14 protein-coding genes and 1 riboswitch are annotated in these 14,578 nt (G+C 59.4%); of the genes, 9 read left to right on the top strand and 5 right to left on the bottom strand.

The genetic code is table 11. The features are described 5' to 3' along the window. Positions 1-10: 10 nt before the first annotated feature. The 3 genes from metK (at position 11) to K0F88_RS11045 (ending at position 3,548) form a co-directional block, all read left to right on the top strand. Entirely contained in the window at positions 11-1,201 is a 1,191-nt protein-coding gene (gene metK / locus K0F88_RS11055) for a methionine adenosyltransferase (protein WP_010466931.1), read from the top strand. Between the two features lie 181 nt (positions 1,202-1,382). Then, positions 1,383-3,056, top strand: coding sequence for an NAD-dependent DNA ligase LigB (gene ligB / locus K0F88_RS11050; RefSeq protein ID WP_094470232.1), 1,674 nt, complete (start codon positions 1,383-1,385; stop codon positions 3,054-3,056). Positions 3,057-3,152: 96 nt separating this feature from the next. Then, complete coding sequence (locus tag K0F88_RS11045; protein ID WP_219095087.1) at positions 3,153-3,548, top strand: DUF1090 domain-containing protein; 396 nt, start codon at positions 3,153-3,155, stop codon at positions 3,546-3,548. 42 nt (positions 3,549-3,590) lie between these two features. Here the strand turns inward: K0F88_RS11045 and K0F88_RS11040 are convergent, their stop codons facing one another. Beyond that, the gene (locus tag K0F88_RS11040; RefSeq protein WP_219095086.1) at positions 3,591-4,040 is read right to left on the bottom strand and encodes a cytochrome c; all 450 of its coding nucleotides are present in this window, start codon (positions 4,038-4,040) and stop codon (positions 3,591-3,593) included. Positions 4,041-4,168: 128 nt separating this feature from the next. Between K0F88_RS11040 and K0F88_RS11035 the strand changes: the two genes are divergently transcribed. Then, the gene (locus K0F88_RS11035; protein ID WP_219095085.1) at positions 4,169-5,353 is read left to right on the top strand and encodes a murein transglycosylase A; all 1,185 of its coding nucleotides are present in this window, start codon (positions 4,169-4,171) and stop codon (positions 5,351-5,353) included. A gap of 116 nt (positions 5,354-5,469) precedes the next feature. Here K0F88_RS11035 and K0F88_RS11030 read toward each other — a convergent pair whose 3' ends face one another. Further along, entirely contained in the window at positions 5,470-5,853 is a 384-nt protein-coding gene (locus K0F88_RS11030) for an MAPEG family protein (protein ID WP_219095084.1), read from the bottom strand. Positions 5,854-5,893: 40 nt separating this feature from the next. Next, a complete protein-coding gene (locus K0F88_RS11025) occupies positions 5,894-6,727 on the bottom strand; it encodes an EamA family transporter (protein ID WP_094470227.1) in 834 nt (277 codons plus the stop codon). Between the two features lie 304 nt (positions 6,728-7,031). On the opposite strand from K0F88_RS11025, the gene K0F88_RS11020 reads away from it, so the two are divergent. Further along, complete coding sequence (locus K0F88_RS11020) at positions 7,032-8,201, top strand: MFS transporter (protein ID WP_094470226.1); 1,170 nt, start codon at positions 7,032-7,034, stop codon at positions 8,199-8,201. Between the two features lie 19 nt (positions 8,202-8,220). Here K0F88_RS11020 and K0F88_RS11015 read toward each other — a convergent pair whose 3' ends face one another. Continuing rightward, complete coding sequence (locus tag K0F88_RS11015; RefSeq protein ID WP_219095083.1) at positions 8,221-9,108, bottom strand: formate/nitrite transporter family protein; 888 nt, start codon at positions 9,106-9,108, stop codon at positions 8,221-8,223. Positions 9,109-9,336: 228 nt separating this feature from the next. Next, the gene (locus tag K0F88_RS11010) at positions 9,337-9,741 is read right to left on the bottom strand and encodes a hotdog domain-containing protein (RefSeq protein WP_219095082.1); all 405 of its coding nucleotides are present in this window, start codon (positions 9,739-9,741) and stop codon (positions 9,337-9,339) included. 198 nt (positions 9,742-9,939) lie between these two features. Further along, a riboswitch (S-adenosyl-L-homocysteine riboswitch) is annotated at positions 9,940-10,042 on the top strand. A 23-nt stretch (positions 10,043-10,065) separates the two neighbouring features. Between K0F88_RS11010 and ahcY the strand changes: the two genes are divergently transcribed. The 4 genes from ahcY to K0F88_RS10990 all read left to right on the top strand — a co-directional run bounded on the left by ahcY (position 10,066) and on the right by K0F88_RS10990 (position 14,555). Continuing rightward, positions 10,066-11,475, top strand: a complete 1,410-nt coding sequence (gene ahcY / locus K0F88_RS11005; protein ID WP_219095081.1) for an adenosylhomocysteinase — start codon at positions 10,066-10,068, stop codon at positions 11,473-11,475. 182 nt (positions 11,476-11,657) lie between these two features. Further along, positions 11,658-12,503: a methylenetetrahydrofolate reductase [NAD(P)H] gene (metF, locus tag K0F88_RS11000; RefSeq protein ID WP_219095080.1), complete on the top strand. Its 846-nt coding sequence runs from the start codon at positions 11,658-11,660 to the stop codon at positions 12,501-12,503. 78 nt (positions 12,504-12,581) lie between these two features. After that, positions 12,582-13,664: a hypothetical protein gene (locus K0F88_RS10995; RefSeq protein ID WP_219095079.1), complete on the top strand. Its 1,083-nt coding sequence runs from the start codon at positions 12,582-12,584 to the stop codon at positions 13,662-13,664. An 87-nt stretch (positions 13,665-13,751) separates the two neighbouring features. After that, positions 13,752-14,555, top strand: coding sequence for an ABC transporter substrate-binding protein (locus tag K0F88_RS10990; RefSeq protein ID WP_219095078.1), 804 nt, complete (start codon positions 13,752-13,754; stop codon positions 14,553-14,555). Positions 14,556-14,578 lie beyond the last annotated feature (23 nt).

Raw genomic sequence — 14,578 nt, 5'->3', positions numbered from 1 at the left:
AAAAATCGAGATGAGCGAATACTCCCTCTTCACCTCCGAGTCCGTGTCCGAAGGGCACCCGGACAAAATCGCCGACCAGATTTCCGATGCGGTGCTGGACGCCATCATTGCTGAAGACAAGTTCGCCCGCGTAGCGTGCGAAACCCTGGTTAAAACCGGCGTGGCAATTATCGCAGGTGAAGTCACCACGTCGGCCTGGGTCGACCTGGAAGAAATCGTGCGTAACGTCATTCTGGACATCGGCTACAACAGCTCCGATGTCGGCTTCGACGGTGCCACTTGCGGCGTGATGAACATCATCGGCAAGCAGTCCCCTGACATCAACCAGGGCGTCGACCGTGCCAAGCCTGAAGATCAGGGCGCCGGCGACCAGGGCCTGATGTTCGGCTACGCCAGCAACGAAACCGACGTGCTGATGCCAGCACCGATCACCTTCTCGCACCAACTGGTGCAGCGCCAGGCCGAAGCCCGTAAATCCGGCCTGCTGCCTTGGCTGCGCCCGGACGCCAAGTCGCAAGTGACTTGCCGTTACGAAGGCGGCAAGGTGGTCGGTATCGACGCCGTTGTTCTGTCGACCCAGCACAACCCTGAAGTGTCGTACAAAGACCTGCGCGAAGGCGTGATGGAGCTGATCGTCAAGCACGTACTGCCTGCCGAACTGCTGACCAAAGACACCCAGTTCCACATCAACCCGACTGGCCAGTTCATCATCGGTGGCCCGGTGGGCGACTGCGGCCTGACCGGTCGCAAGATCATCGTCGACAGCTACGGCGGCATGGCCCGTCACGGCGGCGGGGCGTTCTCCGGTAAAGATCCATCGAAGGTTGACCGTTCGGCAGCCTACGCGGGTCGTTATGTTGCCAAGAACATCGTTGCTGCTGGCTTGGCCGAGCGTTGCGAGATTCAGGTTTCCTACGCGATCGGTGTTGCCCAGCCTACGTCGATCTCGCTGAACACCTTCGGCACCGGCAAGATCAGCGACGACAAGATCGTCAAACTGGTTCGCGAAATTTTCGACCTGCGTCCATACGCGATCACCACCATGCTGGACCTGCTGCACCCGATGTACCAGGAAACCGCTGCGTATGGCCACTTCGGTCGTACCCCGGCAACCAAGACTGTGGGCGAAGACACGTTCACCACGTTCACCTGGGAAAAGACCGACCGCGCCGACGACCTGCGCACTGCAGCCGGCCTGTAAGACTTTCCTGGCGGTACCCAAAACCCCGCACGGTTCGCCGTGCGGGGTTTTTTATTGCGCGCCATTCGAGTGAAACGAGGCTGCGTTCTTTTGTCTCGAAACACACCGAAAAACATCCTCGAAGCCGCCACTCGAAAGCTGGCTAACCTTCAAGCATTCCCCCTGAGCAAGGACGCTCACGATGCTGCTGCGCCTGTTTTCCGCTTTGTTCCTGACCCTGCTTTGCCTGAGCTCAAACGCTGCCGACTGCCCCGACTGGTCGCCCGCCCGCGCCTTGGACGAAATCACCGCCCTGCAAAAACAAATCGATTTCTGGGACGACAACTATCACCGCCACGGACGCTCGCTGGTCGCCGATGAAATTTATGATCAATCCCGCGCGCGATTGAACGAATGGCGTGAGTGTTTTGATTTGAGTCTGGCGCCCGACCCCTTGCGCACGGCGGGCGGCAAGATGGCCCACCCCATCGCCCACACGGGCCTGGAAAAACTCCGTGATGGCAGAGCAGTCGAGCGTTGGCTACGCGAGCGCGATGACATCTGGATACAACCCAAAGTCGACGGCGTGGCCGTGACGCTGATCTATCGCAACGGCTCACTGCATCAAGCGATCAGTCGAGGTGACGGCTTGAACGGCCAGGACTGGACCGCCTCGGCCCGACTGATCGAGGCCATCCCCCGGCAACTGCCGCAACCCTTGGATTTGCTGGTGCAAGGCGAACTCTATTGGCACCTGACCGACCATGTGCAAGCCAAGGCAGGCAGCCTAAACGCCCGCTCCACGGTGGCCGGGTTGATGGCGCGCAAGGAGCTGAACGCCGAACAGGCAAGGGGTATCGGTTTGTTTGTCTGGGATTGGCCGCAAGGTCCGGCAAGCCTGCCGGCCCGGGTGGCCGCTCTCGATGAAATGGGTTTTCCGGGCACTGCGCCTTACAGTCAGCCGATCAAGGTATTCGCCGACGCTGAACGATGGCGCGATCACTGGTATCGCACGCCCTTGCCCTTCGCCAGTGATGGCGTCGTTTTGCGTCAGAGCCAGCGACCACCGGCCGAACGCTGGCAGGCGCACCCCTCCTTCTGGAGCGTTGCCTGGAAGTATCCGTTCGCCCAGGCACTGGCCGAAGTGCGCAAGGTCCACTTCAAGATTGGTCGGACGGGGCGGATTACACCGGTGCTGGACCTCACGCCGGTGAAGCTTGATGACCGTCAGATCAAACGCGTGAGCGTCAGCTCCCTTAGGCGCTGGGAAGAGCTGGATGTCCGCCCCGGGGATCAGGTGTCCATCAGCCTGGCCGGACTGACCATTCCAAGGCTCGATGGCGTCGTGCTGCGCAGTACCGAACGCACTGAATTGAACGTGCCATCGGCAGCAGACTTTCATCATTTGAGTTGCTGGCAACCGACATCAGGCTGCGAGAGCCAATTCCTTGCACGCCTGACCTGGCTCAGCGGCAAGCAAGGACTGGCTTTGCCCCATCTCGGCCCTGGCACCTGGGAGAAACTTTTCGAAACAGGCCGCCTCAACAGCCTGCTGGATTGGTTGACCCTCGATGCTCAAGAGCTTGCTAACATTGATGGCTTCGGCGAACACAGCGCGGCTCGCCTTTTAAACAGTTTCAACAGCGCCCGGCAACGTCCGTTCGCTCGCTGGCTCAAAGCCTTGGGGTTGCCGCCGACCGGCCAGGCACGGCTTGCCGATTCATGGCAGGAACTGGCGAATAGAAACACCGAACAATGGCAGGCAGAAGCAGGTATCGGCCCGGGACGCGCGGCGCAATTGAGCGCCTTTTTCCGCGACCCACACGTCCTGGCACTGAGTCAAACATTACGTATGGCCGGGATTGACGGCTTTTAAACGCCGAGCCCCTGGCAGCCCGGGAACCCAAAGGTGCCGACGGGCTCAAACGCCCATCGCCACATCGACCCGATTGTCTTTGCACATGGAGCTTTTATGAAATTTCTTTCACCGCTCGCCTTACTGACCCTTTGCAGCGTGATGGCCGCTCCCCTGATGGCCGCCGAAGAAGCCCCGGAACTGACCGGCTGCGCCGCCAAGAAACAGGGGATCATCAATCAGATCGAGCTGGCCAAATCCCACGGCAACGCCGAACAGCAGGCCGGCCTCGAAACGGCCCTGAGCGAAGTCACCGCCCATTGCACCGACGCGTCGCTGAAGAAGGAACGGGAAAACAAGGTGCTCGACGCCAAGCATGAAGTCAGCAAGCGTCAGGCCGACCTGGACAAAGCCATGAAGAAAGGCGATCCGGACAAGATCAACAAACGCAAAGACAAACTCGCCGAGTCCCGCAAGGAATTGCAGGACGCGCTCGACGAGCTGGATAAGTAACACCCCACTGAATCAGGGGCTTGCCCAGTCCACACCCGAGAATCAATGATCCCGAAACTCTTTATGACAGGCACTACAGGCATCTTCGACTTTCTGCACCGCCGGGCCCAGGTTACTGGCCTTGTACGGCTGAACCTTGCTGGCAATCACCAATTCACCGGTGGCGGCTTCAAGGGTGCGGACCATGTCCTGGAAGCGTGCCTGCTGCTGCCACACATTGTCCTTGGCGCTGGTGTGATCTTCTTCACGCACCTGCGGGAAATGCTTCCAAGGCTCACGGGACAAGGTGTCGAGCTTCACGGCGCCTTCGGCAAATTTCGGACCGTCGAACGGGATACGACCACGCAACATGCCACCCAGGTCTTCCCCGGTCTTGAGCATCTGTTTGAAGATCGCCTTGCGTTGTCCCAGCGGCGAATTCGGATCAACCCCACCGCAGGCAGACAAAGTCAGGCAGGCCAGCAATACAACAGAAAGTCTTTTAAGAGTCATGGTGGCTTCAGGTCACGGGAAACGGCGGCCAGTATCCTCGTGTCATCAGCAAAGACCAATAGCCCTATTATCAATACGGGTTGTTTGAGCGCATGGAGCACTCAGGCAACCGGCAAAGGAATTACTCCATGAACAGCCGCTTCAAGGCATGGCGTCACCACCTCGTGTGGACTCTTCCAATGGTGGCCGTGCTCGCCGGCTGCACCGGCGGCGATAAAAACACCCCCAAGACCCACGCGCTCGCAACCTACTCCAGTGCCACTTGGGAAGCGCTGCCGGCGGTATCCGACACCGATCTTGTCGCCGGTTTCGGCTCATGGCGCAGCGCCTGCAACCGACTCAAGGCTGACCCGGTCTGGGGTTCGACCTGCGCGGCTTCCGCCAATGTGCCGCAGACCGCCAGCGACATTCGCGGCTTCCTCAAGCAGAACCTCGATGTCTACGGCCTGCGCGCAGCTAATGACAATCCCAACGGTTTGATCACCGGCTATTACGAGCCGGTCTACCCTGGCAGCCTGACCCAGACCGAAGTGGCGAACATTCCGGTGTACGGCGTGCCCGAGGACATGATCATCGTCTCGCTGGACAGCATCTACCCGGAACTCAAAGGCAAACGCCTGCGCGGACGCCTAGAAGGTCGCGTACTCAAACCTTATGACGATGCGGCAACGATCGAGACCAATGGAGTCAAGGCGCCAGTGGTTGCGTGGCTGACCGACCCGATGAACCTGCAATTCCTGCAAATCCAGGGTTCGGGGCGCATTCAGCTCAACGACGGTCGTCAGTTGCGCATCGCTTACGCTGACCAGAACGGCCATCCGTACCGTCCCATCGGGCGCTGGCTGGTGGAGCAAGGCGAACTGAAGAAAGAAGACGTGACCATGGGTGCGATCAGCACGTGGGCCAAGGCCAATCCATCGCGTATTCCGCAACTGCTGGGCAGCAACCCGAGTTATGTGTTCTTCACTCGCAACCCGGACAGCAACGAAGGGCCACGCGGCTCGCTGAACGTTCCGTTGACGGCAGGTTACAGCGCGGCAGTGGACCGCAAAGTGATTCCGCTGGGCAGCCTGTTGTGGTTATCCACGACAAAACCGGACGGTACTGCACTGGTACGGCCCGTGGCGGCGCAAGACACCGGCGGTGCGATTGCCGGCGAAGTACGTGCGGATCTGTTCTGGGGCACTGGCGAGGCGGCTGGGCAATTGGCCGGGGATATGAAACAGCAAGGGCAGATCTGGATGCTGTGGCCCAAAGGCGCGGCGTTGCCGCAAGTGCCTCAAGTTGCCGATGCGGTCAAAGCCAAACCTTGAATTCTGCGGTGACTGATAAATAGCAATCGCGGGCAAGCCCGCTCCCACAAGGACCGCATTGACCCTGTGGGAGCGGGCTTACCCGCGATGAGGCCCTCACAATCACCGAAGAATGTTCAGACCGACACCACAAAGAAACTGGCAATCAACCCCATCCCCACAAACCACACCAGCGACCGCAATATCGCCCAGTCCGCCAGGTAGCAAATGATGTACAGCAGCCGACTGGTGATAAACAGCACCGCCAGCACGTTGACCGTCACCAGCTGCGCCGTGCCCACCAGGTGCGCAACAATCACCGCCGTCGCGAACGCCGGGGTCACTTCAAAACTGTTCAGTTGCGCCGCATGCGCGCGTCTACCCAGACCATTTAGCGACTCGAGAAAGTCCCGAGGGTCATGGTTGTCTTGCAGCCTGAACCTGCCACTGACCTTGGCGATGACCGTGCAAAGATAGGGCAGGAAAATCGCGATCAAAACGCACCATAGAGCAACCGTCATAAAGCAGTCCTTTCTTCAATTTTAGAATGTTGAGTACCCGTCAGAACTTCATGACCAAAATACCGATCAGTACGAGCCCACAGGCTAAGAGCCTTGGCCTGCCGAAAGGTTCTTTCAGGTAACGCATGCCGAACAGCACCACCAGAATCACGCTGATCTCGCGCAACGCCGCCGCTTCGGCAATCGACCCCAGCTGCATTGCCCACAGCACCAAAGCGTAGCTGAACAACACGCAGAACCCGACCGCCAGCCCCAGTCGCCACTGTTCACGCCAGAACAGCATGAACGCCGGGCGCTTGCGCACCAACGCCAGCAACGGGAACGGCCAGGCGCTGAGCAACGTAACCCAGACCAGATAGTCCAGAGGGTGCGACCAGCGCCTTAACGCCTGGCCATCGATGAAGGTGTAGCAGCCGATGCACAGGCCGATCAGCGCCACCACCGGCAACATCGACCACGGCAGACGCGCACCACCACCTCCCTGCCAGAGCAGGCACAGCATGCCGAACGGGATCAACAGGATTCCGAAGATCTGCTGATTCGTCAGCACTTCGCCAGCGAAGATCAGCGTCAGTGCCAGCACCACCAGCGGCGACAGCCCACGCATCAACGGATAGACCAACCCGAGGTCGCCGACCCGATACGCCTGGATCAGCAGATAGCGATAGAGCAGTTCGAACGCCGCCGACGCCAGAATCCACGGCCAGATTTCAATCGGTGGCAGCGCCACGAACGGCAGCATCAGGGCGACAAACAGCATCGCGACGCTGTCCATGCAGGCCACCACCAGCAGCCGTTCGGCGCTGAATTTGATCAGGGTATTCCACGTCGCGTGCAACAGCGCCGCCACCAACACCAAAGCCGTCGCAAGCACAACACACTCCTTTTTTATTGATCCCCGTGCCCTGTAGGAGCCGGCTTGCTGGCGATGAACGATGACGCGGTCCGTTTGTTGGACCGCAGTGCCTGCATCGCCAGCAAGCCGGCTCCTACAAGGGGCGAGGGATAATTGATTCGCCATAGGTCAGCAGCTGTTTATACTGCAAGCGACCACGCCGCACTCAGTTGCGCACAGACTAATTCCAATAATTTCTGCCCCTGCCCGCGCTCATCGAGAACGGCCATCGGCACGCGCATGCCTGATCAGAGCGTCAAGACTACCGACAGAGACCTTGCGCATGCCACTCGCCCTGCTCGCCCTCGCTGTTGCCGCGTTCGGCATCGGCACCACTGAATTCGTCATCATGGGCCTGCTGCCCGACGTCGCCCGCGACCTCGCCGTGAGCATTCCCCACGCCGGCCTGCTGATCACCGGCTACGCCCTGGGCGTAGTGTTCGGCGCGCCGATCCTCGCGATCGGCACCGCCAACATGCCGCGCAAAGCCACGCTGTTAGGCATGACGCTGATGTTCATCCTCGGCAACGTGCTGTGCGCATTGGCGCCGAACTACGCCACGTTGATGGCCGCGCGAGTGGTCACCGCGTTGTGCCACGGTGCGTTTTTTGGCATCGGCTCGGTGGTCGCGGCCGGCCTGGTCGCGCCGAACAAAAGGGCGCAGGCCATCGCCATGATGTTCACCGGCCTGACGCTGGCCAACGTGCTCGGCGTGCCATTGGGCACCGCGCTCGGGCAATACGCCGGTTGGCGTTCGACGTTCTGGGCGGTCTCGGTGATCGGCGTGATTGCAGCCCTCGCGCAGTGGCTTTGGCTGCCGAAGGACATCGCGATGGACAAGGCCAACCTCGCCAGCGAGTTCAAAGTGCTGGGCAAGGTCAATGTGTTGCTGGCCTTGGGCATGAGCGTGCTGGCGTCGACCAGCCTCTTCAGCGTGTTCACCTACATCGCGCCTATCCTGCAGGACATCACCGGAGTCAGTCCGCACGGCGTGACAATCATGCTGCTGTTGTTTGGCGTCGGCCTGACGGCAGGCAGCATGCTGGGCGGTCGCCTGGCGGACAGTCGATTACTGCCTTCATTGGTGGGCATGGCGCTGGCCGTCGCGGTGGTATTGGCTGCCTTTAGCCAGACCAGTCACTCGGTGATTCCGGCGGCGATCACGCTAGTGCTATGGGGGATTTTCGCGTTTGCCCTGTGCCCGATTCTGCAACTGCTGATCATCGATCAGGCGCATGAAGCGCCGAACCTTGGCTCGACGCTGAACCAGAGCGCCTTCAATCTCGGTAATGCGGCGGGTGCCTGGATCGGCGGGCTGGTGGTTGCCAGCGGTGCGGATCTGGCGGATCTACCGTGGACCGGCGCGCTGGTCAGTGGCCTGACGGTGCTGACCGCGCTGCTCTATATCTACCTGCAACGTCGCGCAGTGGCTGCGGTCAATGTGTCCGGCTGAACAGGCCCGGCATCATTGATTACTTTTTGCTCTTCTGCGGATCAGGCTCCGAACCCTGCTCCGTCGTCTTCTTGGGCGGGCCGCTCTCGCTGCGAATCTGCGCGTGGCTGATCAGCGCGAAGATGAAGCTGCCACCGATGATGTTCCCCGCCAGCGTCGGCCCGGCGAACACCAGCCAGAAATCCTTCCACGGCAACTCGCCGGCAAACACCAGGTACGAGACCTCGGCCGAACCGACCACGATGTGGGTGAAATCCCCCAGCGCCATGAGGTAGGTGATGAGGATGATGATCCACATCTTCGCGCTCTCCATGGATGGGATCATCCAGACCATGGTGGCAATCATCCAGCCCGAGACGATGCCTTTGGCGAACATCTGGCTGGCGTCGTTTTCCATGATCTTGCGCCCGATATCGAGGAAGGCCAGGTCGGTCTTGCTGTCGAAAATCGGCAGATTGAGCATCACGTAGGCCACGAGCAGCGTGCCGCAGAGGTTGCCCACCAGCACCACTGACCACAGGCGCAGCAATCGGCCGAAATTGTTCAGTGTGGGTTTGGTCATGATCGGCAGCACGGCCGTCAAGGTGTTCTCGGTGAACAACTGCTGACGGGCGAGGATTACCGCGAGAAAGCCGGCGCAGTAACCGAAACTGGCGATCACCTTGAAGCCTTCGCCGTCCGGCAGTCGGGAGTTGAGCAATCCCATAGCCATCAGCGACAACCCCATGGTCAGGCCGGCGGCCAGTGCCGACCACCACAAGGCGGCAACACTGCGCTCGAGTTCCTGATCACCCTGGGTGCGGATGATTTCGTGCAGCACCGCGGCGCGCGGTGGCTGGTTCTTGTCGACCTCGTGCCGTTCTTCCGGCGACAGGTTTGGGGTCTTGCCGTCTTGCTTGATGTCCATAGCGCTCCGGAACCGGTGGTGTGTCATGTAGGTACGACACGCGCGGCTCGGAGCTGTTCAGTGCCCCCAAAAACGAATTAAAACCTAGTGCGAGGGAGCTTGCTCCCGTTGGGGCGCAAAGCGGCCCCAAAACCTGCCACGAAATTCTTGGGGGGCAAACCACATCGATGGATTTACGACTGCTACGCAGCCGAACGGGAGCAAGCTCCCTCGCCACAGATGACGCGTTTATTCGTGGATGCCGTCGTCCTTGAACTGGTCTTTGACGTACTTGATCTCGGTCTGCCCGTGCGGCGCGGGCAAGCCGTCTTCACCCAGATTGACGAAGACAATCTTATCCACCGTCAGGATGCTTTTTCGGGTGATCTTGTTGCGGACTTCGCACTTCAGGGTGATCGAGGTACGACCGAACTCGGTGGCGGTGATGCCCAGTTCGATGATGTCGCCCTGGCGCGAGGCGCTGACGAAGTTGATCTCGGAAATGTACTTGGTGACCACTCGCTGATTGCCCAGCTGGACGATGGCGTAGATCGCCGCTTCTTCGTCAAGCCAGCGCAACAGGCTGCCGCCGAACAGCGTGCCGTTGGGGTTGAGGTCTTCGGGTTTTACCCATTTGCGGGTGTGGAAATTCATATTCCCTCCTGAGCGTCTTGCCGAATGATGGGGGGCATCATGGCAGAGCCCGGCCTAGAGCTCTATTGAGCATCGACTATGGTCTCGATTACCGTTCGGACATTGACTGACAGAAACGCTTTGGAAGATAAGAATAGCCCGCTATAATCGCCACCGTTTCAAAACGGTAACGTTCACTTGCTACCGTTTTCCCGCCACCTGTCCGAGGGGCGCTGCAGCAGGCTCGACCTGTCAGGCTCGGATGGGGCGTTGACTGGCCATGATCGGCCGGACACTAAACGCACAACGGCGCCCATTCGCATACATTACGAATGGAGGCTCATCATGAGCGCTGTTATCACGCCTGCAGATTTTACCGATTACAAAGTCGCCGACATGTCCCTGGCTGCCTGGGGCCGTCGCGAAACCATCATCGCCGAATCCGAAATGCCTGCCCTGATGGGTCTGCGCCGCAAATACGCCGGTGAGCAGCCACTCAAAGGCGCCAAGATCCTCGGCTGCATCCACATGACCATTCAGACTGCCGTGCTGATTGAAACCCTGGTTGCCCTGGGTGCCGAAGTGCGTTGGTCGTCCTGCAACATTTTCTCGACTCAAGACCAGGCCGCTGCTGCTATCGCTGCTGCCGGTATCGCGGTTTATGCCTGGAAAGGCGAAACCGAAGAAGAGTACGAGTGGTGCCTGGAGCAAACCATCCTCAAAGATGGCGCGCCTTGGGATGCCAACATGATCCTCGACGACGGCGGCGACCTGACCGAGCTGCTGCACAAGAAATACCCGGCGATCCTGGACCGCGTCCACGGCGTCACCGAAGAAACCACCACTGGCGTTCACCGCCTGCTGGACATGCTGGCCAAGGGCGAGCTGAAAATCCCGGCCATCAACGTCAACGACTCGGTAACCAAGAGCAAGAACGACAACAAGTACGGCTGCCGTCACAGCCTGAACGATGCGATCAAGCGTGGTACTGACCACCTGCTGTCCGGCAAGCAAGCGCTGGTCATCGGTTACGGTGACGTGGGCAAGGGCTCCGCTCAGTCCCTGCGTCAGGAAGGCATGATCGTCAAGGTCTCCGAAGTCGATCCGATCTGCGCCATGCAAGCCTGCATGGACGGCTACGAGCTGGTTTCGCCGTTCATCGACGGTATCAACAACGGCACCGAAGCCAGCATCGACAAAGCCCTGCTGGGCAAGATCGACCTGATCGTGACCACCACCGGTAACGTCAATGTTTGCGACGCAAACATGCTCAAAGCCCTGAAGAAGCGCGCTGTTGTCTGCAACATCGGTCACTTCGACAACGAAATCGACACCGCTTTCATGCGCAAGAACTGGGCATGGGAAGAAGTGAAGCCACAGGTTCACAAGATCCACCGTACCGGCCCTGGCGCATTCGATGCCCAGAACGACGACTACCTGATCCTGCTGGCTGAAGGCCGCCTGGTTAACCTGGGTAACGCTACCGGTCACCCAAGCCGCATCATGGACGGTTCGTTCGCCAACCAGGTGCTGGCGCAGATCTTCCTGTTCGGCCAGAAGTACGCCGACCTGTCGCCAGCCCAGAAAGCCGAGCGCCTGACCGTTGAAGTACTGCCGAAGAAACTCGACGAAGAAGTGGCCCTGGAAATGGTCCGCGGTTTCGGCGGCGTCGTGACTCAACTGACCAAGACCCAGGCCGACTACATCGGCGTGACTGTCGAAGGTCCGTTCAAGCCGCACGCTTACCGCTACTGATTCGCTGACGGCAATAGCGGTGTTCTGATACACCGCGTTGCCTGCATCGCCAGCAAGCCGGCTCCTACAGGGGAGCGGTCGTACGTGAGTAACGTGTACGACGCAAACCCTGTAGGAGCCGGCTTGCTGGCGATTGCGGACAAACCGGCCCCACAGGCTTACGCGTTTTAAAGGATATGACCATGTCCCAAGACCGTCGCTACAGCTTCGAGTTCTTCCCTACGAAGACCGACGCTGGGCATGAAAAGCTACTCGCCACTGCCCGTCAGCTGGCCACGTACAACCCCGATTTCTTCTCCTGCACCTATGGCGCTGGCGGTTCGACCCGTGATCGCACGCTCAACACCGTGTTGCAGCTAGAAAGCGAAGTGAAAGTCCCGGCCGCACCGCATCTGTCTTGCGTTGGCGACAGCAAGGACGACCTGCGCGGCCTGTTGACTCAATACAAGGCCGCCGGTATCAAGCGTATCGTTGCCCTGCGCGGTGACCTGCCTTCGGGTATGGGCATGGCCAGCGGCGAATTGCGCCACGCCAACGACCTGGTTCAATTCATTCGTGAAGAAACCGGCGATCATTTCCACATCGAAGTCGCTGCCTACCCGGAGATGCATCCGCAAGCGCGCAATTTCGAAGACGATCTGAACAACTTCGTGCGCAAGGCCAACGCTGGCGCCAACAGTGCGATCACCCAGTACTTCTTCAACGCCGACAGCTACTTCTACTTCGTCGAGCGTGTACGGGCGATGGGCGTGAACATCCCGATCGTGCCGGGGATCATGCCGATCACCAACTACAGCAAGCTCGCGCGTTTCTCCGACGCTTGCGGTGCGGAAATCCCGCGCTGGATCCGCAAGCAACTGGAAGCCTACGGCGACGACACCCAGAGCATTCAAGGCTTTGGTGAGCAAGTCATCACCGAGATGTGCGAACGCCTGTTGCAAGGGGGCGCACCGGGCTTGCATTTCTATACTCTTAACCAAGCTGAACCGAGCCTGGCCGTGTGGAACAACCTCAAGCTACCGCGCTGATCGTTTCCACGCAGCAAAACAAGGGCCCTCTTGCGAGGGCCTTTGTACATTCAAAAGAACTTTTGGAATGTGTACTTAATGACGACCGTGCCCTCGACACCACGCCCTCAACTCGTCTATCTGGTTTTCGGCTCCCAGACCTACCACCAGGAAGCCGTGTTCAGCATTGCCAGTGCCTTGGCCAGGCTGCGTGAAACGCCAGATGCCGCACTCGACATTCAGGTGTTCAGCGACAACCCGCAACCCTATATAAATCTGCCGGTCCGCGTACGCCCTCTCGACGAGGCTACCCGCCGACGCTGGAACGAACCCCACGGCTATCACTTCCGTGCCAAACATGTCGCGTTGCGTACAGTTCTTGAAGAATCCGAAACGGCTCTGCTAATCGACACCGACACGTTTTTCCACTGCTCGCCGGTCAAATTGTTCGAACGCATGCAACCCGGCACCCTGCTGTGTAATGACTACTACACCCACTACGGCAACAACAAAGAAAACGTGCTCTACCGTGCGCTCGCGGCGCCCCTCCTGGAAAGAGGCCTGGCTGACGATCAAATGATGCTGCTCAACTCCGGCGTCATCGGCTTGTACCAGCAGGATGCACACGTGCTTGATCGCTCGATTGCACTGATCGACGAATTGTTTCCGTCAGCACGGGGGGTATACACCCTTGAAGAGTTCTGTTTGTCCGTCGCAGCCTACCGGACGCTGAACGTCAGAAAGTGCCCTGACCTGATCCATCACTACTGGAGCCGCAAGCAATTGTTCAGGGCCAAGGTCCAGGCCTGGATTAACAAACATGCCGATGCACCGACCGGTCAGGCAGCATTGGACGACACCAGCCGCGTGTCGGCCCAGCTTCCGCGGCCACCGCGTTCCCAGCGAATGCTCTACAAAGTCATCACCCTGATGCTGCCAAGGCATCTGCGCCAGTTCATTCGCGAGATCCTCTACGGCTGCTATGAACACCTCAACGAGTTCGACAGAGCCTGCGGACCGGTCTGGTGGGACAAGGCGCTACAGAATCAGCAGGAACGCCTCGGCACTCCTGTTTGTCAGCACCTGCTTGAAGATTGGTTCAACAACGGCCTGGTTAAACTAATCCTTGGCGGGCGGCATAAGTCGATTCACGAACACTTGCTCAATACGTCGAGCAAATAGAGACGTCGCACCCAATCTGCTCATATACCGCGCCAAACAGGCAAGCCAGAGCTTCTCATTAGGCGTTCAGCGTACTAACCTCAGGCGATGCCGATCATTGTCCAGCTGCTGACCGTTGCGCTTTTTACTTGCCTGAGCTTCGCCGCTTGGGGCGAGAAACTGCGCATTGTCACCGAGCCATGGGCGCCTTACGTGTATGAAGAAAATGGCAAGTCCCTGGGACTGGACTACGAAACCACGGCGATTGTCTTCAAGCGCCTGGGGATCGAAGTGGACTGGCAGTTCCTGCCGTGGAAACGCTGCTTGTCGATGCTTGAAACGGGCCAGGCGGATGGCGCGCTGGACATTTTTCACAGCGATGAACGCGACGCCACCTTGCTCTACCCCAGCGAACCGCTGTCGGAAGTCGAGTTTGTGATGTTCTACGCCAACGAGCGCCCCCATCCCTTCCGCACCCTGGACGACCTGAAAGGCCTGACCGTCGGCACCTCGCCGGGCTATCTCTATAGCAAGGATTTCAGCGAATCGACCCTGTTCACTCGGGAGCCGGCACCGACTCATGAAGCCAACTTCGGCAAACTGGTGCGCGGGCGGATCGACCTGCTGATCACTGATCGCCGGGTCGGGCAGCACTTGCTCGACGAATTGGGCATCCGCGACAAGATCACCGAAAACCCAACCGTCATCAGCCACCAGAGCCAGTTTTTGGCAGTACGCCGTAACGCCGGCATGGATTTGCTGGTGCAGCGTTTTGGTGCCGAGCTCAAGCGCTTCAAGCGCGAGCCCGCCTACGCTGAGCTCAGCGCCCGTTATGGCGCAGGCCCGGGGGTGCAAGCCGCCGCCACCTCCACCGTAAAAACCGTTGAGCAGCAGGAAAGCGGCGCGCAGTGATTGCTCTGTTATACTCCGGCCTT

The organism is Pseudomonas sp. UMAB-40 (assembly GCF_900095275.1).
GTDB lineage: Bacteria > Pseudomonadota > Gammaproteobacteria > Pseudomonadales > Pseudomonadaceae > Aquipseudomonas > Aquipseudomonas mandelii_B.
Note: the sequence above shows the minus strand (reverse complement) of the source record. Positions and strands in the feature narration are given on the sequence as shown.

Coding starts and splice junctions, on each gene's coding strand:
- metK (WP_010466931.1), top strand. CDS start 11: ATGAGCGAATACTCCCTCTTCACCTCCGAGTCCGTGTCCGAAGGGCAC.
- ligB (WP_094470232.1), top strand. CDS start 1,383: ATGCTGCTGCGCCTGTTTTCCGCTTTGTTCCTGACCCTGCTTTGCCTG.
- K0F88_RS11045 (WP_219095087.1), top strand. CDS start 3,153: ATGAAATTTCTTTCACCGCTCGCCTTACTGACCCTTTGCAGCGTGATG.
- K0F88_RS11040 (WP_219095086.1), bottom strand. CDS start 4,040: ATGACTCTTAAAAGACTTTCTGTTGTATTGCTGGCCTGCCTGACTTTG.
- K0F88_RS11035 (WP_219095085.1), top strand. CDS start 4,169: ATGAACAGCCGCTTCAAGGCATGGCGTCACCACCTCGTGTGGACTCTT.
- K0F88_RS11030 (WP_219095084.1), bottom strand. CDS start 5,853: ATGACGGTTGCTCTATGGTGCGTTTTGATCGCGATTTTCCTGCCCTAT.
- K0F88_RS11020 (WP_094470226.1), top strand. CDS start 7,032: ATGCCACTCGCCCTGCTCGCCCTCGCTGTTGCCGCGTTCGGCATCGGC.
- K0F88_RS11015 (WP_219095083.1), bottom strand. CDS start 9,108: ATGGACATCAAGCAAGACGGCAAGACCCCAAACCTGTCGCCGGAAGAA.
- K0F88_RS11010 (WP_219095082.1), bottom strand. CDS start 9,741: ATGAATTTCCACACCCGCAAATGGGTAAAACCCGAAGACCTCAACCCC.
- ahcY (WP_219095081.1), top strand. CDS start 10,066: ATGAGCGCTGTTATCACGCCTGCAGATTTTACCGATTACAAAGTCGCC.
- metF (WP_219095080.1), top strand. CDS start 11,658: ATGTCCCAAGACCGTCGCTACAGCTTCGAGTTCTTCCCTACGAAGACC.
- K0F88_RS10995 (WP_219095079.1), top strand. CDS start 12,582: ATGACGACCGTGCCCTCGACACCACGCCCTCAACTCGTCTATCTGGTT.
- K0F88_RS10990 (WP_219095078.1), top strand. CDS start 13,752: ATGCCGATCATTGTCCAGCTGCTGACCGTTGCGCTTTTTACTTGCCTG.